Below are 19,577 nucleotides of genomic sequence, written 5' to 3'. Positions count from 1 at the left end.
AAACCAGACAGGTCAAACTGTCTGGTTTTTTTGTCGAATTTTATCATAATCAGTCATATCGATTGCAGAGAAGGGCATCCTAACATAAAAAATGGAGGTGACCAGTTTGTCTTTCTCTGACTATAAGCCAGGTGATCAAGTATATGTCATTTATCGAAATCCACATGCAGCCAATGTCGCACAAATTAAAGAAGCGGAAATCGTTTCACACCCTTACAATGAACAAGAGCTTGCACTATTTCTACTTGAAACATATCACCCATTAGCCCCTGATGATGCCGTATTTCCAACATACGAAGAAGCAGAAGCCCTTTATCAAGATCTGTTTGAATAAGGGAGATTTTAGAAAGGATAGAAGCCATCCTGAGAGGTTAAAGTAACGATATGAACCTATAAAGGTAAGGATGTGCTAAATATGATCAAACCGTTCGTTCCCCAGCTTGTGTATATTGAACCTCGGGCGCTAGAGTACCCATTAGGACAAGAGCTGAAAGAAAAATTTGAAGGTATGGGAATTGAAATTAGAGAAACAACGTCACACAACCAAGTGAGAAATATTCCGGGGAAAAATGATTTACAAAAGTACCGTAATGCAAAATCGACGCTCGTTATCGGCGTGAGAAAAACCTTGAAATTTGATACATCTAAACCATCTGCAGAGTATGCCATTCCGTTTGCGACAGGATGCATGGGGCATTGCCATTATTGCTACCTGCAAACGACGATGGGGAGTAAGCCGTACATTCGCACATATGTCAATGTAGAAGAGATCTTAGATCAGGCTGAACAGTACATGAACGAGCGTGCCCCTGATATCACGCGATTTGAAGCTTCATGTACATCCGATATCGTAGGAATTGACCATTTGACTCACACACTCAAACGAGCGATTGAATACTTTGGTCAAACCGATCTTGGCAAACTGCGCTTTGTTACGAAATTTCATCATGTAGACCATTTGTTAGATGCAAAACACAATGGGCGAACAAGATTCCGCTTTAGTATCAATGCCGATTATGTCATTAAATATTTCGAACCTGGAACATCACCACTCGATCAGCGGATTGAAGCGGCTGTAAAGGTAGCAAAAGCAGGCTATCCACTGGGCTTTATTATTGCCCCTATTTACATTCATGAAGGGTGGCAAGAGGGCTATAAAGTCCTATTTGAAAAACTCGATGCAGCTCTCCCTGAAGAAGTGAGACAAGATATCACCTTTGAAATGATTCAGCACCGTTTTACAAAACCGGCGAAGCGTGTCATCCAAAAAAACTATCCGAAAACAAAACTAGAACTAGATGAAGAAAAGAGAAGATATAAGTGGGGTAGATATGGAATTGGAAAATATATCTATCAAAAAGATGAAGAACAAGAACTTAGACAGACATTAGAATCATATATCGAACAGTACTTTCCGTCTGCAAAAATTGAATATTTTACTTAAAACAAGTCATTATGGCTTGTTTTTTCTATTTAAATTTTCTTACAACTATTGAATGCGGTACCAATTTTGCCGATATACACATTAAGATGCGAAAGTAGGATGTAGGGGTGATGAGATGTTTAAGAAACTTCAAGTGAGAATAGCTGTTTTCATCTCAGTTATTTTAATTTTAACCGTTGTCGCAGTTCAAGTGGGTTCCAATTTAGTATTAAGACCACTGATTGAACGAGATGCGAAAACAACGACAGCAGCAACGGCAGAAAGCATGAGAGACATCATAGCACTAAAGCTTGAGAATTACGGTGATACGATTAACCAATTGGCAACAAGTACACTTACTGAAGAATTTGCACAGAAACAAACAAAGCAGACATTGGCATTTGAAAACGATGAATTAAAAGGATTGCAGGAGCAGGATGAACTCATCTCGCTTGCCTATATAGGAACAAGTGATGGTAAAATGTTTGCTTTCCCGGAGTCCGATTTTGGTGAAGGGTATGATCCGTCTAAACGAGACTGGTATATTCAAGCGGCTGAAAAGCCTGACGAAGTCCTATGGACAGATCCGTACATTGATAAAGCAACAAGTGAAATGGTCGTTTCAGCCACGAAGGCGATCGTACGAAATGGGAAAGTAGTCGGTGTCGCTGGACTTGACTTGAAACTGGCTTCCATTCAGTCCTTTATAAATGAACAAAAGATTCCTTACATGGGAACGGCTTTCTTAGTTGACGGCACAGGAACCATTTTGGCACATCCAACAGAGCAAGGAAAAAATATCTCAAAAGTCGCTTCTGTGAAAAAAGCGATCGACAACTCGGGTATTGATGATGACAAACAGCTGACCGTCATCTCAAAAATTAAAGAGGCAAACTGGACGATCGGTGTGAGCTTCGAGAAAAAGAAACTTCTTTGGATCACTGAACAAATGAATCAGACAAGTATCATTATTTCTGTCATTGCCATTATACTTGCCATGATTCTAAGCTACTTATTGGCTAGAAGCATTACAACACCAATTAAACGCCTCATCGAGCATGTTCGTAAAGTGTCTGAAGGCGATTTAACCAGCTCGCTTGAGTCGAAGTCTCAGGATGAGATAGGTTTCCTCACGAAAAGCTTTAATCAAATGACTGAAGGCATCAGGGATTTAATTGAAAAAGTGAAAGAGTCTTCAGATCAGGTTGTGAAATCAACGGATGAAGTGACACAAATTTCAAACGAGACCTTGCTATCTAGTGAACAGATTGCAACGGCTATTCAAGAGGTCGCTGTAGGAGCGACGAAACAAGCATCAGAAGCGGAAACCATTAATGAAAAATCAGAGCATTTGTATGAAAAAGTTCGTCATATGGGTGAGCTTGCCACGCAAATGCAAACCAATTCAAAATCATCGGAAGATGCAAGCTATAGAGGACTTGATGCTCTTGGTCTGCTCGTCCAAAAATCAACACAAGCGAATGAAGAATCAAAGAAGGTAGAGCAAATGCTGCTTGACCTTGAGCATAAAACGAAAAATATTGAAAACGTCGTAACAGCGATCTCTGAAATCTCAGATCAAACGAATTTACTCGCACTGAATGCAAGTATTGAAGCAGCGAGAGCAGGAGAAAGCGGAAGAGGATTTGCTGTTGTTGCAGAAGAAGTCAGAAAGCTGGCTGAACAATCTGCGGAATCAACGAAACATATTAGTGAAACCGTAAAACTCATTCAAGATGAATCGAAAAAGGCAGCTGAAGCGATGACAGCAGCAAGCAAAATGAATGAAGAACAAGGTGATGCCATCAATTCAACAGGAGAGGCACTCAGCAGTATCACAATGGAAATGCAGGCACTTGTCGGCTCCATTGACAGCATTCATACACAAATCAATGAAATGACTGAAGAACAACAGAAAATGAATGATTCCATTCAAAGTATTGCGGCCATTTCACAAGAATCCGCAGCTTCAGCTGAGGAAGTACATGCTTCCACAGACGAACAAGTACAAGCTTTAGAAAGAACGAAAACATCAACAGAAATGTTGAACGAATCAAGTCAGGCACTGCGTCAGGCAGTCAATCGGTTTAAACTATAATCTTGCAGAAAAGAACCTTGCCATGTGAGCAAGGTTCTTTTTGTATGATAAAATATGAACAGAGGAGGGTGCCAACATGCATGTTAATCTATCTGGAAAAAAAGCATTGGTCGCAGCAAGCAGTCAAGGTATCGGTAAAGCCATTGCCTTTCATCTTGCAAAAGAGGGAGCAGATGTGATGCTCTCGGGAAGACATGAGCACACGCTGCAAGAAGCGGTCAAAGAATTATCCCCGCTTGTAAAAGGGAAGCTGACGTATCAAGTATGTGATGTATCTGACGCCGAGCAAATTAAAGCGCTTGTCGTCGCAGCAGCAGGTGATGAAAAACGTCTTGATATACTCGTGAACAATACAGGCGGTCCTCAAACAGGAACACTTGAAAGCTTAACAGATGAAGATTGGATGGAATCATTTCAGCTTCATTTACTCAGCTATATTCGGTTATTAAAAGAAGCCTTGCCGTATTTAAAAAAACAAGGTGCACGCGTGTTAAATATTGCATCTATGTCGGTCAAAGAACCGATCCCAGGCTTGATGCTGTCGAATACATTTAGACCGGCCATTACCGGCTGGACAAAAACAGCTGCTCAGGAGCTTGCCAAAGATGGTATTTTGATCAATACCTTAGCCCCAGGGAAAATTGAAACAGAGCGCGTGAAACAGTTGGACAAACACCGTGCACAAGAGGAGCAACAATCGGTTGAAGAGATCAAAGCTCAAGCTGAACGTATGATTCCACTGGGCCGTTACGGACAGCCAGAGGAATTTGCAGCATATGCGGCTTTTCTTTTATCTGAAGCCAATACATATATGACAGGTCAAACCCTCATCATTGATGGTGGATTGACAAAGTCTCTATAAGGAGGAATTCTTGATGGCACAAATCAAAACAGTTGGTTTTATTGGAATCGGTGTAATGGGACGTAGTATGGCAGGGCATTTAATGGATGCTGGCTACGAAGTTCTCGTTTATACAAGAACAAAAGCAAAGGCAGACACATTGATTCAAAAAGGTGCTCTTTGGAAATCGACCGTAAAGGAGATCGCAAAGGAGGCAGATGCCGTCATCACAATGGTCGGGTATCCATCAGATGTAGAAGAAGTCTATTTAGGAGAAGATGGACTCGTGGCACATGCTGCGCCTGGTACATACCTCATTGATATGACCACATCGAAACCTCAGCTGGCAAAAGAAATTGAAGCGAAAGCGAAGGAAAAAGGACTATTTGCATTAGATGCGCCGGTCTCTGGCGGAGACGTAGGAGCCAAAAATGGCACGCTTGCCATTATGATTGGCGGAGAAAAAGCAGCCTATGAAGCGTGCCTGCCGCTATTTCAGCAAATGGGAGAAAATATTCAATATCAAGGACCTGCAGGAAGTGGTCAGCATACAAAAATGTGTAACCAAATTGCTATCGCAGCAGGGATGGTAGGTGTGGCTGAGGCAATGGCCTATGCCGAAAAATCAGGACTTGATCCAGAGCAGGTACTTAAAAGCATCACAACAGGAGCAGCCGGCAGCTGGTCTTTGTCAAACCTTGCGCCAAGAATGCTGAAAGGTGATTTCGAGCCAGGATTTTATGTGAAGCATTTTATCAAGGATATGGGCATTGCACTTGAAGAAGCAGAGCTGATGGGAGAAGAGATGCCAGGCCTTTCACTAGCGAAGTCATTATATGAAAAGCTCAGCGAACAGGGCGAAGAAAACAGCGGAACACAAAGCATCTATAAATTATGGGTGAAATAAAAAAACTGCCCCGCCTAGGTGGAACAGTTTGTAGCGTGTAAACAAGCCCTCACATGGCTGAAAAAAGAAGACAAACTAAAAACCTGTCCCAAATAGAGACAGGTTTTTTTGATCTTATTTTCCGATGAATTGCTGCGTCCAGTAGTTACCAGATTTTACATAACCTACACCGATATGTGTATAGTTTTTGTTTAAAATGTTCGCTCTGTGACCTTCACTGTTCATCCAAGCTGTTACTACTTCTTGAGGTGATCTTTGACCTTGCGCAATGTTTTCACCTGCTGTTTTGTACGTGATACCAAATTGCTTCATTTGATCAAATGGAGATCCGTAAGTTGGGCTTGTATGAGAGAAATAGTTTTTATCTTTCATATCTTGTGATTTAGCGCGAGCAGATTTGCTTAATTTAGAATCAACAGAAAGAGCTTTTAAGCCTTGTTTTGCACGCTCTTTATTTGTCAGCTCAACCACTTCTTGTTCAAATGCATTTAAGCTGCTGTCTGCTTTTGTTGCAGTTGTGTCTTTTTGATCAGATTTTGAGCTGTTGTTCGTTGTGTTTTCTTTTGCTGGTGTGCTTGGTTTAGAAGTAGCTGGTTTTTTCACTGATTCTTGTTTTTGCTCATTTTTTGCTTTGTTTACTTCTTTCACCACTTTTGTACCAGTAACAGGTTGACCACTTTTGATCAGCTTGTTTAATAGAGCTTCGATCTCTTTTTGATTTGAAGTGCTTAGCTTGTTTACATCTGAAGAGATATGTAATTTTGCAGCTAATGTATGAAGATCAATGGCTTGATGCTGTACGTTTATGACTTGTTTCAGGTTAAGCTCTTTCGCATCAGCTGAATGCCCTCCAGTGAACGTGATCAATGCAGCAGCTGTCAGCGCTGAAAAAATGAATGATTTCTTTTTCATTTTGTAACTCCTCCTAAAATCTTTGTTTTGTTTTCTCACAGAAAATCATAACATGGACTTTTTGTTATAAACGTACCAGCATCCTCCATTGACAACGCCCATTTGTCATTTTTGTTAAAGTCATAGAAAGAATCTCCTCATATCAATGAATGGAGAATCTTTCTATTTAAAGAAAACGACATAAACATACCAATATTTTAAAGTGTTAGTATATTTTTTTGCAGAATAGGGATTGACAGCTTTTTTTCACTAGTTTCGCTGTAACAACTATTACAAAAGTGTTACAATAATGAGTGGTAATTGTAAAAGATTGAAAGGATGAGAGGAGCTACATAAGTGGGAGAGAAACAGCATCAAGGTGCTGCCGAGCAGAAAAAAATGAAGCGCCGGAACGCCTGGAGAATTAATCTCTTTTTCTTCGCTGTATTTAGTTTATTTGCTGGACTTGTCATCAAGCTCGGCGTGCTGCAAATCGTCAATGGTGAGGATTATAAAAAGCAAGCCAACCGAACTGAGGTCAAAACAGCATCATACCCGTCTCCAAGAGGAAAAATGTATGACGCGAGAGGAAGAGTCGTTGTTGATAACGAAAGTGTACCTGCCATCGTTTATACATCAGAAAGCGGTGTGAAAGCGGAGGATAAGATTAAAGTAGCAAGAAAACTTGCGACTTATATAAAAATGGATACAGATTTTTTGAGAGAGCGTGACATTCGAGATTTTTGGCTGGCAAGCCATCCGAAAGAAGCGGATAAGCTCATTTCAAAAGCAGAGCAAAAGAATCTTAAATCAAAAGATGTCTATCCACTTCAAGTAGAGCGTGTGCCTAAGAAAGAAGTCAAGGCGATCGAAAAAGATGCAGAGGAAAAAGCAGTTGCAGCGATCTATCGCAGGTTTACAGGCGGATATGCCTTTGAACCTCAAATCGTGAAAGCGATGGACCCGAACGAAGAGAAAAAAGGGGACGAAAAAGTTGCGCTGCTTGATGAAACAAAAGAATCAAAACAGACATCATCCGTAAGTTTGACATACGAAGAGATCTCACTTGTATCAGAGCATCTTGATGAACTGCCTGGTGTAAATGTCATCAATGACTGGACAAGGAAATATCCGTATGAAAAAACCCTTTATAATGTCCTTGGCGGTGTCACCACCCCAGAGCAAGGCATTATAAAAGAGCGTGAAGATTACTATATGGCAAGAGGTTACTCGCGAAATGACCGAGTAGGAAAAAGTTATTTAGAATATCAATATGAGGATTTTCTCAATCCAGAAAAAGCAACTGTTCAATATACACAGGTCGGCGGAAAACTGCTTGATGAAATTAAGCGGACAGAAGGACGAAGAGGACTTGACCTTGCACTCACATTTGATATGGAGCTGCAAAAGGAAGTCGACAAAATCGTTGAATCAGAGCTAAGATCCGCTAGTGCAAGAAACTATATGATGGACCGTGCCTTTGTTGTGATGATGGACCCTAACACAGGTGATGTTCTTGCGATGTCAGGGAAGAAAATGGACGGCAGGGACGTCACAGATTATGCGATCGGAACATTTACGACACAGTATGAAATGGGCTCTGTTGTCAAAGGAGCTACTGTCCTCTCTGGTTATCAAGATGGTATGTCACACAACCAATCCTATTTGGATACACCGCTGTATTTTGCGGGAAGTGGAGGAAAGCCTAAACAGTCTTACAAAGTTCTTGGATGGGTTAACGACCTTCAGGCACTCCAAAAAAGTTCCAACGTTTACATGTTCCAAGTGGCGATGAGAATGGCAGGGATCACCTATCAAAAAGATGGCCCGTTACGGGCAAGACCTGAACACTTACAAAAAATGAGAAACTACTATGCGCAATTCGGTCTTGGCGTGAAAACAGGCATCGACTTGCCGCAGGAATCAAGCGGAATGCAGACGCATCCTCAGACAGTCGGCGGACTCTTGCTTGATGAAGCGATTGGCCAGTATGACACGTATACACCGCTTCAAGTCGCACAATACATGTCGACCATCGCAAATGGAGGTAACCGTATTCAGCCAAGAGTGGTGAAAAGTGTTCACTTTCCAACGAATAAGGAAGAAGTAGGCCCTGTTGTGAAGAAATATGAGCCAAAGGTGCTGAACACCATTAACAACTCGAAAGCAGATATCGACCGCGTCAAAATGGGACTAAAAATGGTCACATCAACAGGCGGGACTGCCGCTGGCCGGTTCGGTCAGCATGATGTCGCAGGGAAAACGGGTACAGCCCAAACCTTCTACTATGGTGCCAACCGGAGCTGGTGGGGGAATGCCACGTACAATTTAACCTTTGGAGGATATTATCCTTCTTCCAATCCGAAAGTGGCATTTAGTGTCGTCACACCGTATGTATCAGATAAAGATCCTGTCATTAAAACCATTCCAAGTAAAATTGTTGATAAGTACGTTGAATTACAAAAGAAATATGAAAAGCAATAAACAGCAGGGAGCACAGCAAGAGAAAGTGCTCCCTTTTTGCTGAAAATATGGACGTTTCACACGAGATTGGGAGGAAAATACGGTTTTTCTAGCGAATCCTTTTTATACATCAAACTAAGGACAGCCCTAAAAAAATTAAAGGAGGGTCGGACGACGATGGAACAAAAAATGAAAGATTCGAATCAGCTGTACTCGAATATTGATTTACATGCCGTTCTTTCTTCTAATGGCCGCTTTCTCTACATTTCTTCCAATTGTAAGCAGCTTTTGCTCTATGAACAAAAGGATTTACTAGGGTGTTTTTTGAAAGACTTTGTTCATACCGAAGATCAATTTCTCGTCGAAAGTTATTTCTATAATCAGCACATGCTAGAAATTTGCCACTTTAGACTGCTTAGAAGTGATCTTACAGCTGTATGGGTAGAAGCAAGCATTGATTTTGTTGCTTGTGATGGGTTAGACAACGATTTGAGTAGAGAAATGATCCTGAAAATGAGGGTAATGAATACAGAGCCTCAAAAAGCAGTATTTCAACCAACAGAAGTGTCAGAACAGTCGTTAGGCAGTCTACCGGCTTTCCAAGATGTCAGTGAAGCTGAAAATCTGATTGCCATGCTGCCAAATCCGTTATGTATTACGGCACTTGGGAAAATTGTGTATGCCAACGATGCGATGCTGCAATTAATGGGTGTATGTACAAAAGATGAAATGATCGGCAAGTCTGCGTTTGATTTTATTGCCGAGGAGTACCATGACATTGTGAGAAGCCGAATCAAAAGACTGCAGCAAGGCCTTCCAGTCGGAATGATTGAACAAATATGGAAAAGGAAAGACGGGAGCATGATTCATATTGAAGTGAAGTCATCTCCGGCAATTTATCAAAATCAACGGGCAGAACTTTTACTATTAGTGGACATCTCTTCCCGTAAAAAATTTCAAACCGTTCTTCAAAAAAGTAGAGAGCGGTATCAGCTGCTTATCCAAAATTCCATTGATACCATCGCCGTCATCCACGATCATAAATGGGTATTTATGAATGAATCAGGTATTAAATTATTTGAAGCCGAACATTACGATAAATTAATCGGAAAAGATATCTTTCATCAAATCCATTCATGTGATCAGCAAAAAGTGAAAAAGAGCTTATCACGTATTATCGAAAGAGCATCAGATTCTGAGATTGTGACGATGAGCTGCCATACGTTTAAACACCGGTTGATTTATACAGAAATGGTGTGTATCCCTACCACATTTTTTGGTGAAACAGCCGTTCAAATTATTTTAAGAGATATATCTGAACGAAAACAGACAGAAGAACTCATGCTGCGCTCTGAAAAATTATCAATCGCAGGTCAATTGGCAGCAGGCATTGCACATGAAATAAGGAATCCGCTGACGGCGATTAAGGGCTTTTTACAGCTCATTAAACCAAAAACAAAAGACCGTGATCAATATTTTGAAATTGTCTTCTCTGAGCTGAGCCGGATTGAAATCATCTTAAGTGAGCTACTAATGCTTGCGAAGCCGCAGCAAACGGCATCCATGCAGACGCTTGATTTGAAAAAAATCATTAGCGAAGTCACCGCTCTGTTAGAAACACAGGCCAACTTAAATGGAATTTTGATGAACACAAGTGATATTGAGGAGAATCTCCTGATGAATGGGGATCAAAACCAGCTGAAGCAGGTATTTATCAATTTAATCAAGAATGCCGTCGAATCCATGCCGGATGGAGGGAAGGTAGACATTACCGCCAAAGCCGAAAAAGAAGGGATACTTGTCACGATTAGAGATGAAGGAATTGGTATTCCTGAATCGGTCATGAAGCGGATCGGTGAACCTTTTTTAACGACAAAAGAAAAGGGAACTGGGCTTGGGCTCATGGTGACATTTAATATTTTAGAAAATCACAACGGAACCATCCGGGTAGATAGCCACCCTGAAAAAGGGACTGTGTTTCACATCATGTTTCCCGCAAAATAAAAACAACGGCAAGAGAGCCGTTGTTTCATCAGTCTGTTGATTGTATGGAACGCTTTTCAAGTACAAATTGTTCGAGACGGTCAAGTCCTTCTTTTAACGTTTCAAGTGAATATGCATAGGAAAGGCGCACATATCCTTCTCCGAGTGAAGAGAAAGCAGAACCAGGTACGACCGCAAGTTTTGTGCTTTCTAACAACTCCATGCAAAAATCAAATGAACTCATCCCAAACGATTCAATGGAAGGGAAAATATAAAAAGCGCCGGAAGGCTTAATGACCGGAAGCCCCATAGAAATGAGTCGATCATATACATAGTCGAGTCTTTTCTTATATTGCTCTCTCATAATCAGTGCATCATCCACACCATTTGTCACTGCTTCAAGTGCCGCCTTTTGTGAGATAGCCGAGGCACAAGACACGTTATATTGATGTACTTTTAATACATGTTTAGCAATAGGAGCGGAAGCAAATAAAAAGCCGATTCTCCATCCGGTCATGCTATGAGATTTTGACAGTCCATTGATGACAATCGTCTGTTCCTTTAAGAAAGAAGCAATGGAATGATGCGGACGATCAAATGTCAGCTCACTATAAATTTCATCAGATAGAATAAAAATATCCTTTCCTTCAAGAAGCTGTGCAATTTCTTTCAATTCTTCTTCTAATAGCGTGACCCCAGTTGGATTTGAAGGGTATGGAAGGACAACACACTTTGTCTTTACCGTTAATGCATCTTCAATCAGCTTGGCATTTAATTTAAAACCGGCATTTGTTGTGTCGATATGCACGGGCACCGCACCGCACATCCGAATGATCGGTTCATAGCCAGGGTACACAGGGCCGGGCAGGATGACCTCATCGCCTTCAGTCAAAATGGTTCGAAACGCAGCATCAATTGCTTGACTCGCACCTGTTGTCACAATGATTTCTGACTCTGCATCATAATCAAGATGGACTTTCTTTTTGATGTACTGCTGGATCGCTTGTCTTAGCTCTAAAAATCCAGCGTTATGAGTATACGAGGTGAAATTCTCGTCAATGGCTGTTTTGGCAGCTGTTTTGACATGATGCGGCGTATAAAAATCGGGCTGACCTATGGTCAATGAAACGACATCCTCATATGAAGATACGAGATTTGAAAATGTTCGAATGCCTGAAATTTCAATATCCTTTACTCTTGGATTCAGCAAATGCTCCATTTCTCATCACCTTAAAAATTTATGTTTTTATCCTATTTTACCATTCACTGCATAAATGTCACCTGCGGAAAGGCTTCGGATATCGTTATATGTAGTCTATTCTCCTATCCATCACAGCATGAGTGATAGATGAAGAAAGAGCAACATTTATTATAGCGTAACCTGCTCGGAAAATACAGCTCTGCTTAAGATGATTAGAATAAGGCAAAACGGTATAAACTGAAAGAACGAGAGAATCAAGTCATGGGAATTGCTTTCACAGGCATACGATCTCCTGAAGGAGGACGATAATAGATGGATCAATCAGCAAAGACATCGAAAATAGCCTTTTTATCCGTCATGAGTAATACGTTTGTTGTGGTCCTTAAAATCATTGTAGGGGTGTTAACTGGATCTGTTGCGGTTTTATCAGAAGCCATTCACTCTTTTCTCGATTTAATGGCCTCTTTTATTGCATTTATCTCTGTTCGTATTTCAAGAAAGCCGGCAGATTCAAAACATCCTTATGGACATGGGAAAGTTGAGAATATTTCTGGAACGATTGAAACTTTGTTGATTTTTGTTGCTGGGATTTGGATCATTTATGAATGTGTTCATAAATTAATGCATCCTGAGCCTGTTAAACTGCCGGTACTTGGTATTGTGGTCATGCTGATCGGGGCACTTATCAATTTTGTTGTGTCGAGAGTTGTGAACAAAGAGGCAGAGCGAGTACATTCTGTTGCCATGAAATCGAATGCACTGCATCTTTTAACAGATGTGTTTACGTCACTAGGGGTCGCTATTAGTTTATTGCTTGTTGCATTAACGGACTGGTATTTCCTCGATCCGATTATTGGAATGGTGCTAGCGCTCTATATTATGCGTGAAGCATTTAAACTCATGAAGGAAGCGTTCCCGCCGCTTGTCGACGCCCGGTTAACCTCGGAAGAAGAACAAGCGATAGAGGGCATCATTCAAACATTTAGTCAAGAATTCATTGAATATCATGACTTTCGAACAAGACGATCCGGTGCTGAAGAATATATTGATTTTCATTTGATTGTTCATGGAAAAACAACCATTGAAGATGTTCACCAATTATGTGATCGAATTGAAGAGAACATTCAGCAGGCGTTTCCGCATGCACAAATCTTTATTCATGTAGAACCTGAAAGTGAAAGAAGCACACAAACGTAAAAAAGGCGATACCACCTCTTTGAAGGTTGTATCGCTTTTTTTACGCTTCATCTATGAAATGAAATCAATATCCATAAGCAGTATCGTAATCTTCATACCAAGAGATATAAGCAGCATCTTCATTAGATAAACCATGTTTCATATCTAAAAAATCAGCTTCGCAAATATCTTCAATCACAGTCATTTCGTTGTTCTTTAATAGTACGACAGTTCCCATCATGAACACCTTTCTTTAAAAAATCCTTGACTATTGTACCATGTGAAACGTGATTGTCAACAGAAGAATCGAAATGAGAGGAAAATATCACAAAATGTTAAAAAATCAGGCGTTGAAAGAACTAGATGTGCCATAATTTTCGTGAATTTTCAGTATTTATTCACATAAATCATCATTGAAAAATGATCTAAAATTCATGTAAAAATGTAAAGCTCCATTGATCTTGCGATATTCATAAGATATAATAACGAATGATTATAAGAAATTTATAGAAAACATACATAATAAAGGAGAAATAGGATGGAAACAAACATGTCAGAAGCACCTATTCAAGAAGAAAAACATCCTGAACTAGCTGGAGTAGGTTATCGTTTTCTTGCTCATCTTTTAGACGGTGTCATTATTAGTGTACCATTTTCAATCATTGTATTTATTCTCGCAACACTCTTTTTTGTCTCAAGCCCTGAGGCGGCATTTTTAATGTATGATGATAGCTATTACTATTCTTCAACGGTGATCACGGATGAAGAATGGGCAGTCATTGTGGGCCTTCTCTTTTTCTATGGCGTAACGACCTTAATCGGTATCGCGGTGACTTGGCTGTATTATGCGATCATGGAATCATCAAAGCTGCAAGGAACTCTTGGCAAGATGGCTCTTGGCATCAAAGTGACAAAAGTAACGGGTGGAAAAATAACATTCGGGCGCGCGACAGGCCGCTTTTTTGCAAAAGGCTTTTTGTCTCCAATCTTATTCATTGGCTACATCATTGCGTTTTTCACAGAAAAAAAACAAGCACTTCACGACTTGATTGCAAGTACCATTGTCGTAAAGAAATAATGAAGAGAAGCACCTCTGCTAAATAGTAAGGGGTGCTTTTTGTATAGATTGCTTGTATGGAAGAGGGGAACGTCACATAAAGTAGAATGATAGTGAAAATAAAGCAGAGAAGGGAGTCAATCTATTGAAAAGAGGGAAAATGACCGTTCAGAAAAAAGGGGTAAGCTTCGGGCTCTTTTTCACCGCACCTGTTTTGGCCTGGGCATTGTATGATTTTGCAAATACGATATTTTCATCGAATATGATCACCATTTTCTTCCCATTTTACTTGCAGGAGACGATAGGCGACAGTGCGAGGATGGATCAAATCGCCAGTACATTTATTTCTTATGCGAACGCACTTGCAAGCTTTTTCCTCGTCATTTTTACGCCTTTATACGGTGTGCTGATTGATCGTACAGGGAAAAAGAAGCGGTATATCACGGTGTTTACCCTGATTTGTATTGCCTGTACCTTTATGATGGGGATCTTTGCTGGGATTGATTTCTCAAGCGAATGGTTTGGTCTTCCTGTCTCCTTATTGGTGGTGGTTACCTTGTTCGTCATCGCCAAATTTTTCTATCACTCTAGTCTTGTTTTTTATGACACCATTTTGCCCGATCTTGGGACAAAGGATGAAATCCCCCTCATTTCTGGATTCGGTATTGCTGTCGGCTATTTAGGTACACTTGTCGGCCTTTCTGTTTATTTACTTGTAGGAAATGACCAGTTTCATGAAGCATTTATTCCGACAGCCCTTTTATTCTTTCTCTTTTTTCTGCCCTTTCTCTTTATTATAAAAGATCCTCAACCTCTCCCGCAGCAAGAAAAAAAGTCGTCTTTTTTCAGCGGGTATAAAGAGATTATTCGTACATTTAAAGAGATGAAGCAGTACAAACCGACCTTTATTTTTATGATCGCTTTCTTTTTTATGAATGATGCGTTGCAGACAGCGATTGCGATGATGGCTGTTTATGCAAAAATTATCATTGGTTTTACGGCAGGTCAATTTATTTTGCTTTATCTTGTGTCCACGATTTCAAGTATCATTGGCTCGTTTCTATTCGGATATGTCACAAAGGCCATCGGGGCAAAGCGCTCGATTACAGTCGTGTATGTCATTTTAATTGTGGCGCTCATTCTAGCTGTGACAGCGACAACTGAATGGGTCTTCTGGGTAGCAGGCAGTTTATTTGGCATTTCACTTGGCGCAAGCTGGGGATCATCACGAATCCTCATTATTGAGCTGACGCCTAAAGAAAAACGAGGTCAATTTTTTGGTCTCTTTGCGTTTTCGGGAAAGGTGTCTTCAATTGTTGGTCCCATCATTTATGGCTCCGTCACACTTCTATTTGCATCACATGGGAATCTCGCAAGCCGTCTTGCATTAGGGTCTTTGCTCATCCTTGCAGCCATAGGACTTGTGATTCATCAATTCGTGCGAGAGAAAGCGTAAAGAAACGTCAACTTTTTACCCATGCTGCCGATATAAAAAGTACAATCTTATATTGAAGAATAGAGGGATTTCCGTGGCTTTAAACAAACAAGAAATTTTACTTGACTCTGGTACTAATGAATTGGAAATTGTGAAGTTTGAAATTGGTTCAAATCAATTCGGCATTAATGTCATGAAAGTAAGAGAAATTATTCAGCCAGTTGAGGTGACAGTTGTACCGCACTCTCACCAAGATGTAGAAGGGATGATTAGTTTACGAGGCGAGATTTTACCAGTCATCAATCTATTTTCCTTTTTTAATGTCGAGTCAGATCAGTCAGAACAAGAGAAATACATTGTGACTGAATTCAACCAACGGAAATTTGTGTTCCATACAGGAACGGTATCACAAATTCACCGCGTCAGCTGGGAAGAGATTGAAAAACCAACTGCACTCAATCAAGGAATGGACCGTCATTTAACAGGGATCATCAAGCTTGACGAGAAAATGATTTTCCTTCCAGATTACGAAAAAATCATCTATGATATTGAATCCGCATCTGGTGTAGACACATATCATATGTTTGACGGTGAGAAAGACGAGAGAAGAACAGGGAAGAAGCTGTATGTTGTTGAAGATTCTCCGCTTCTTATGCGCTTATTAACAAATGAATTAACCGAGGCAGGCTATAAAAACATTGTGACCTTTGAAGATGGAAAACAAGCATATGACCATGTCATGGATCTTGTCAGTAAAGGCATTAGTGTGACAGAAGAAATTGATATGATTATTACAGATATAGAAATGCCAAAAATGGATGGACATCGATTAACAAAGCTGCTGAAGGACAATCCTTTAACACAGTCCATTCCAATTCTCATTTTCTCTTCATTAATTACGGACGATCTGCGTCATAAAGGGGAAACCATCGGTGCAGATGATCAAATTAGTAAACCAGAAATTCATCAGTTGATTGAAAAAGTAGATCATTTTATTATCTAAAGAAAAGAAGACAAAGAGCTAAAATAAACAACATTTTAGCCCTTTGTCCATAATATGAAAAACCACTCGCTTTGAGTGGTTTTTCTGTTTAAAAATAACTTTCCCCGAGCCGTTTGAAGACGGGTTTTGTATAATGTGATTTTTGTTTTGTGGCGGCAGGTTTTTCTTTTAAACCGACATACGTTTGAAGTATTTGTTTCGCTCGATTTAATGACATATTCGCTTTCGGATTGCGATATGATTGATTTAAATTTCCTAAGTGTGGCAAAAATTCGAAGTCTTCTTTAGTTGGTGGCAGATGAAAATAATAATCTCCAATTTCAATCAGCACGTCGGACTGTTGTTGACTATATCTGGGATTGTTAGAGAAATGTAGGCCCACTTTTCTTCCTTTACCTTCTTGCAATAGTTTTTGCAGCGCACGTTTTTTCAAAAGATAAAGAAACTTGGGATTTGGTGCGGTTTTAGCATGGCGGTTAACAGTATAAATGGCTTTTGCGATGTTTTCTGCTGTAGGTTCTATGTCTTTAGTATGAGCATAATCGTCCATTTTTTCTCTCCTTTGTCTTTCGTCTTCCTGTGCTTAGTATAAATTATACGTTTTTATTAGTAAATTGCAAATAGACTTATTGTAAAAAGCATTAGATTTTCATCACTCTTATTTACAATAGCCATTCATGATGATTCTGAAACGTGAAGAAGAACAATGAATGAATCATTCTTAGCAAGAGCATCATCATTTATCCGGTATCCTTTCCAACTAGGCGTTTCAGTTGGATGTAAACGATGCCTTTGATTTTCTATATGATAAAGGTGTTGTATTTTTTATTCTTTTAAAAATACTAATAAAATAGCTAGTGCTGCTGAAGCCAACTTGGTAGGCGATTTCTGTTATGTTTAAGTCCGTCTTTTGAAGCAAAATGAGGCTTTGTTGAATTCGATATTCATTCACATAATGTATAGGAGATTTCTTTAAAATATCATTGAAATATCTACAGCATTCAGAGCGGCTTAATTGTCCTTCACGAGCGATATCTTGAAGAAGAACCTTTTCATGATAATGTTCATGAATCCAATTCAGCATATGTTTCATACGTTCATTTCTATCGTGCTTACGTGCATCATATGTCAGTTGAAAACGATTTTGTAAAAGGCATTTCCAAATCGTGATGAGCTGTATATTAAGTTCGAGTTCATAATATGCCGGAGTTTGTTCGATTAATCGTTGAATGATTTGTATACATTGATAGATTCGGTTTGGCCATCCGTCTTTTCGGTTGAATAAAATAAAAGGTGTTTGACTCGCATGCATATATGGATGAACGAACGTGGTGAATAACTCATTGGCTGTGATGAAGTGAGGTGAAACGTTTAAACAAATATAAGTACATGTCGTCCCATTTGCATCCTTTGCCATGTGTAAGCAGCCACTGTTGATGAATACACCATCTCCTTGCTGAATGTTCAATATCTTCTCGTTAATGTGAAACTCAGCCTCTCCCTCTAAAATAAAGACGAATTGAAATTCGTCGTGCCAATGAAGAGGGATATATCCGCTCATATGATCACGAATCTTTGTATGATATAGAGCAATAGGCCATGTGGTGGTTGAATGCTCCGTTAATTCTTTCAGATTGTTGTCAATAAGAAAATGATGATTGTGCATGGTTCTCCTCAATATTCTTTTATTTTTATGTTCAATTGATATATCAATATGTAAAAAATTGAACTACTATCAACTATATTATCATGATTTTTTTAGAATTGAGGAGAATAAAAATGAAGAGGAGAAAGGGAATCTTTCTTGTACTGATAGGAGCTATCTGTTGGGGAGTAGGAGGAACCGTTTCACAAAAATTGTTTCAGCAATATGGAATTGACGTCCATTGGCTGGTCACTGTCAGGCTGCTCATTTCAGGCGGGTTGCTTTTATTTGTTCATTACATGACGAAAGAACGCACGCAATTGATTGGCGTGTTGAAAATGAAGAGTACGGCCATTCAAGTGCTGATATTTGGACTAATGGGCATGTTAGCTGTTCAATATACTTATATGGTGTCCATTCATCATGGGAATGCTGCGGTAGCTACATTGCTACAGTATACAGCACCTGTCATGATTATCGTGTATCTAGTATTTCGCCGGCAATCCACTTTTACAAAAAGAGATATGTTGACGGTCGCATTGGCTTTGGTTGGCATGTTTCTCTTATTGACGAATGGTTCCGTTTCCACATTAACTGTTCCAGCTGTCGCGGTATTTTGGGGAATACTATCAGCCGTGGCATTGTCCTTTTATACGTTATATCCAATCAACCTGTTAAAACAATTCGATTCACTTGTTGTTGTTGGCTGGGCGATGCTTATAGGGGGAGCTGCCCTTAGCTTGGTCCATCCTCCATGGAAGGTGAATCTGTCTCAATTACCTTTTGAAGCGTATATCTATTTATTATTTGTCATTGTATTTGGAACGATGGTCGCTTTTTGGTTTTACATCGAAAGTTTGAAGTATTTATCTCCGAAGGACTCAAGCTTAATTGGAAGTGTCGAACCCCTTGCAGCAGTGATAACCACTGTTTTCTGGTTAAAAGAGCCATTTGGTCTTTTCCAGTGGATAGGGACAGCGTGTATTGTATACATGATATTATTCATGGCATTATACCAGCCTAAAATAAGAGGGGAAAAGAAGAAATTGGGTTCATTGGATAGATGATAAGGTAAATTGTATGTGTGAAATGTATATAAAGTGAACTATTAAACATAGATAACTACCTATTTTAAAATAAATGGGTAGTTAATGACTTATATGAGAACGGGATTGCCGGATAAAATCTACCATATGCAAGACAATCAAAGTCGAACATATGGCTTAAAAACATGGACTATTTTGTATGGCTAGAATAAGCACAGTAAAAACAGCCGTTAAAATCAGTTTCACTCGTCATTTTTTTGGCTTCATCCATGGCGCTTTCACTGTTCATGTGCAGACCAATCAATGTACGGCTTGCTGCATCACCTAAAAATGCGCAGTCTTCTGTATGTACAACATATTGTCCTTGATCATTTTTTGAATGAATAAAATAATAGCTTTTTAGCATAC

18 protein-coding genes and 1 pseudogene are annotated in these 19,577 nt (G+C 39.7%); 13 read left to right on the top strand and 6 right to left on the bottom strand.

Going from position 1 to position 19,577, the window contains the following annotated elements; all coding sequences use genetic code 11:
- The first annotated feature begins 106 nt into the window (after positions 1-106).
- From ACRRMM_RS07430 to ACRRMM_RS07405, 6 genes and pseudogenes are all read left to right on the top strand, one after another.
- The gene (locus tag ACRRMM_RS07430) at positions 107-334 is read left to right on the top strand and encodes a transcriptional regulator SplA domain-containing protein (protein WP_008348056.1); all 228 of its coding nucleotides are present in this window, start codon (positions 107-109) and stop codon (positions 332-334) included.
- Positions 335-415: 81 nt separating this feature from the next.
- Entirely contained in the window at positions 416-1,444 is a 1,029-nt protein-coding gene (gene splB, locus ACRRMM_RS07425; protein ID WP_007498710.1) for a spore photoproduct lyase, read from the top strand.
- 115 nt (positions 1,445-1,559) lie between these two features.
- Positions 1,560-2,582, top strand: a pseudogene (locus tag ACRRMM_RS07420) (cache domain-containing protein); the annotation flags it as partial.
- Entirely contained in the window at positions 2,574-3,521 is a 948-nt protein-coding gene (locus tag ACRRMM_RS07415; RefSeq protein WP_370529227.1) for a methyl-accepting chemotaxis protein, read from the top strand. The pseudogene ACRRMM_RS07420 and the gene ACRRMM_RS07415, both read left to right, overlap by 9 nt.
- Positions 3,522-3,597: 76 nt before the next feature.
- A complete protein-coding gene (locus tag ACRRMM_RS07410) occupies positions 3,598-4,383 on the top strand; it encodes an SDR family oxidoreductase (protein WP_113747311.1) in 786 nt (261 codons plus the stop codon).
- A gap of 13 nt (positions 4,384-4,396) precedes the next feature.
- On the top strand, positions 4,397-5,269 hold the full coding sequence (locus ACRRMM_RS07405) for an NAD(P)-dependent oxidoreductase (RefSeq protein ID WP_322536367.1): 873 nt from the start codon (positions 4,397-4,399) through the stop codon (positions 5,267-5,269).
- A gap of 114 nt (positions 5,270-5,383) precedes the next feature.
- Here ACRRMM_RS07405 and ACRRMM_RS07400 read toward each other — a convergent pair whose 3' ends face one another.
- Positions 5,384-6,181 carry a CAP domain-containing protein gene (locus tag ACRRMM_RS07400; RefSeq protein ID WP_017359431.1) on the bottom strand — a complete coding sequence of 266 codons (798 nt, stop codon included), beginning with the start codon at positions 6,179-6,181 and terminating at the stop codon, positions 5,384-5,386.
- Between the two features lie 336 nt (positions 6,182-6,517).
- On the opposite strand from ACRRMM_RS07400, the gene ACRRMM_RS07395 reads away from it, so the two are divergent.
- Positions 6,518-8,644, top strand: coding sequence for a peptidoglycan D,D-transpeptidase FtsI family protein (locus tag ACRRMM_RS07395; RefSeq protein WP_322536368.1), 2,127 nt, complete (start codon positions 6,518-6,520; stop codon positions 8,642-8,644).
- 156 nt (positions 8,645-8,800) lie between these two features.
- On the top strand, positions 8,801-10,627 hold the full coding sequence (locus ACRRMM_RS07390; protein WP_073414325.1) for a PAS domain-containing sensor histidine kinase: 1,827 nt from the start codon (positions 8,801-8,803) through the stop codon (positions 10,625-10,627).
- Positions 10,628-10,655: 28 nt separating this feature from the next.
- Here ACRRMM_RS07390 and ACRRMM_RS07385 read toward each other — a convergent pair whose 3' ends face one another.
- Positions 10,656-11,825: an aminotransferase A gene (locus ACRRMM_RS07385; protein ID WP_428828915.1), complete on the bottom strand. Its 1,170-nt coding sequence runs from the start codon at positions 11,823-11,825 to the stop codon at positions 10,656-10,658.
- Positions 11,826-12,119: 294 nt separating this feature from the next.
- On the opposite strand from ACRRMM_RS07385, the gene ACRRMM_RS07380 reads away from it, so the two are divergent.
- Entirely contained in the window at positions 12,120-13,004 is an 885-nt protein-coding gene (locus ACRRMM_RS07380) for a cation diffusion facilitator family transporter (protein ID WP_428828916.1), read from the top strand.
- A gap of 64 nt (positions 13,005-13,068) precedes the next feature.
- Here ACRRMM_RS07380 and ACRRMM_RS07375 read toward each other — a convergent pair whose 3' ends face one another.
- Positions 13,069-13,221 carry a hypothetical protein gene (locus tag ACRRMM_RS07375; RefSeq protein WP_017367142.1) on the bottom strand — a complete coding sequence of 51 codons (153 nt, stop codon included), beginning with the start codon at positions 13,219-13,221 and terminating at the stop codon, positions 13,069-13,071.
- Between the two features lie 300 nt (positions 13,222-13,521).
- Here ACRRMM_RS07375 and ACRRMM_RS07370 point away from each other — a divergent pair, with 300 nt between their 5' ends.
- The 3 genes from ACRRMM_RS07370 to ACRRMM_RS07360 all read left to right on the top strand — a co-directional run bounded on the left by ACRRMM_RS07370 (position 13,522) and on the right by ACRRMM_RS07360 (position 16,478).
- On the top strand, positions 13,522-14,061 hold the full coding sequence (locus ACRRMM_RS07370; RefSeq protein WP_007498690.1) for an RDD family protein: 540 nt from the start codon (positions 13,522-13,524) through the stop codon (positions 14,059-14,061).
- Between the two features lie 124 nt (positions 14,062-14,185).
- On the top strand, positions 14,186-15,496 hold the full coding sequence (locus ACRRMM_RS07365) for an MFS transporter (RefSeq protein ID WP_428828917.1): 1,311 nt from the start codon (positions 14,186-14,188) through the stop codon (positions 15,494-15,496).
- Between the two features lie 73 nt (positions 15,497-15,569).
- Positions 15,570-16,478: a chemotaxis protein gene (locus tag ACRRMM_RS07360; protein ID WP_008348035.1), complete on the top strand. Its 909-nt coding sequence runs from the start codon at positions 15,570-15,572 to the stop codon at positions 16,476-16,478.
- A gap of 88 nt (positions 16,479-16,566) precedes the next feature.
- On the opposite strand, the gene ACRRMM_RS07355 is transcribed toward ACRRMM_RS07360, so the two are convergent.
- Both ACRRMM_RS07355 and ACRRMM_RS07350 read right to left on the bottom strand, forming a co-directional pair.
- Positions 16,567-17,028 (bottom strand): YkyB family protein, encoded by a 462-nt coding sequence (locus ACRRMM_RS07355; protein WP_007498684.1) that lies wholly within the window; start codon positions 17,026-17,028, stop codon positions 16,567-16,569.
- 219 nt (positions 17,029-17,247) lie between these two features.
- Complete coding sequence (locus ACRRMM_RS07350; protein WP_282900346.1) at positions 17,248-18,144, bottom strand: AraC family transcriptional regulator; 897 nt, start codon at positions 18,142-18,144, stop codon at positions 17,248-17,250.
- A gap of 113 nt (positions 18,145-18,257) precedes the next feature.
- On the opposite strand from ACRRMM_RS07350, the gene ACRRMM_RS07345 reads away from it, so the two are divergent.
- Complete coding sequence (locus ACRRMM_RS07345) at positions 18,258-19,190, top strand: DMT family transporter (RefSeq protein ID WP_008348018.1); 933 nt, start codon at positions 18,258-18,260, stop codon at positions 19,188-19,190.
- Positions 19,191-19,359: 169 nt separating this feature from the next.
- Here ACRRMM_RS07345 and ACRRMM_RS07340 read toward each other — a convergent pair whose 3' ends face one another.
- Positions 19,360-19,575, bottom strand: a complete 216-nt coding sequence (locus ACRRMM_RS07340) for a hypothetical protein (RefSeq protein WP_048001613.1) — start codon at positions 19,573-19,575, stop codon at positions 19,360-19,362.
- Between the last annotated feature and the right edge of the window lie 2 nt (positions 19,576-19,577).

It is taken from the genome of Bacillus sp. XT-4, from assembly GCF_050864245.1.
GTDB lineage: Bacteria > Bacillota > Bacilli > Bacillales > Bacillaceae > Bacillus > Bacillus altitudinis.
The sequence above is the reverse complement of the archived record's forward strand: the minus strand, read 5'-3'. Positions and strand labels throughout refer to the sequence as shown.

Bases quoted from the DNA above. Each gene is read 5' to 3' on its own strand.
- splB (WP_007498710.1), top strand. From the start codon at position 416: ATGATCAAACCGTTCGTTCCCCAGCTTGTGTATATTGAACCTCGGGCG.
- ACRRMM_RS07415 (WP_370529227.1), top strand. From the start codon at position 2,574: ATGACTGAAGGCATCAGGGATTTAATTGAAAAAGTGAAAGAGTCTTCA.
- ACRRMM_RS07410 (WP_113747311.1), top strand. From the start codon at position 3,598: ATGCATGTTAATCTATCTGGAAAAAAAGCATTGGTCGCAGCAAGCAGT.
- ACRRMM_RS07405 (WP_322536367.1), top strand. From the start codon at position 4,397: ATGGCACAAATCAAAACAGTTGGTTTTATTGGAATCGGTGTAATGGGA.
- ACRRMM_RS07400 (WP_017359431.1), bottom strand. From the start codon at position 6,181: ATGAAAAAGAAATCATTCATTTTTTCAGCGCTGACAGCTGCTGCATTG.
- ACRRMM_RS07390 (WP_073414325.1), top strand. From the start codon at position 8,801: ATGGAACAAAAAATGAAAGATTCGAATCAGCTGTACTCGAATATTGAT.
- ACRRMM_RS07385 (WP_428828915.1), bottom strand. From the start codon at position 11,825: ATGGAGCATTTGCTGAATCCAAGAGTAAAGGATATTGAAATTTCAGGC.
- ACRRMM_RS07380 (WP_428828916.1), top strand. From the start codon at position 12,120: ATGGATCAATCAGCAAAGACATCGAAAATAGCCTTTTTATCCGTCATG.
- ACRRMM_RS07375 (WP_017367142.1), bottom strand. From the start codon at position 13,221: ATGGGAACTGTCGTACTATTAAAGAACAACGAAATGACTGTGATTGAA.
- ACRRMM_RS07370 (WP_007498690.1), top strand. From the start codon at position 13,522: ATGGAAACAAACATGTCAGAAGCACCTATTCAAGAAGAAAAACATCCT.
- ACRRMM_RS07355 (WP_007498684.1), bottom strand. From the start codon at position 17,028: ATGGACGATTATGCTCATACTAAAGACATAGAACCTACAGCAGAAAAC.
- ACRRMM_RS07350 (WP_282900346.1), bottom strand. From the start codon at position 18,144: ATGCACAATCATCATTTTCTTATTGACAACAATCTGAAAGAATTAACG.
- ACRRMM_RS07345 (WP_008348018.1), top strand. From the start codon at position 18,258: ATGAAGAGGAGAAAGGGAATCTTTCTTGTACTGATAGGAGCTATCTGT.
- ACRRMM_RS07340 (WP_048001613.1), bottom strand. From the start codon at position 19,575: ATGCTAAAAAGCTATTATTTTATTCATTCAAAAAATGATCAAGGACAA.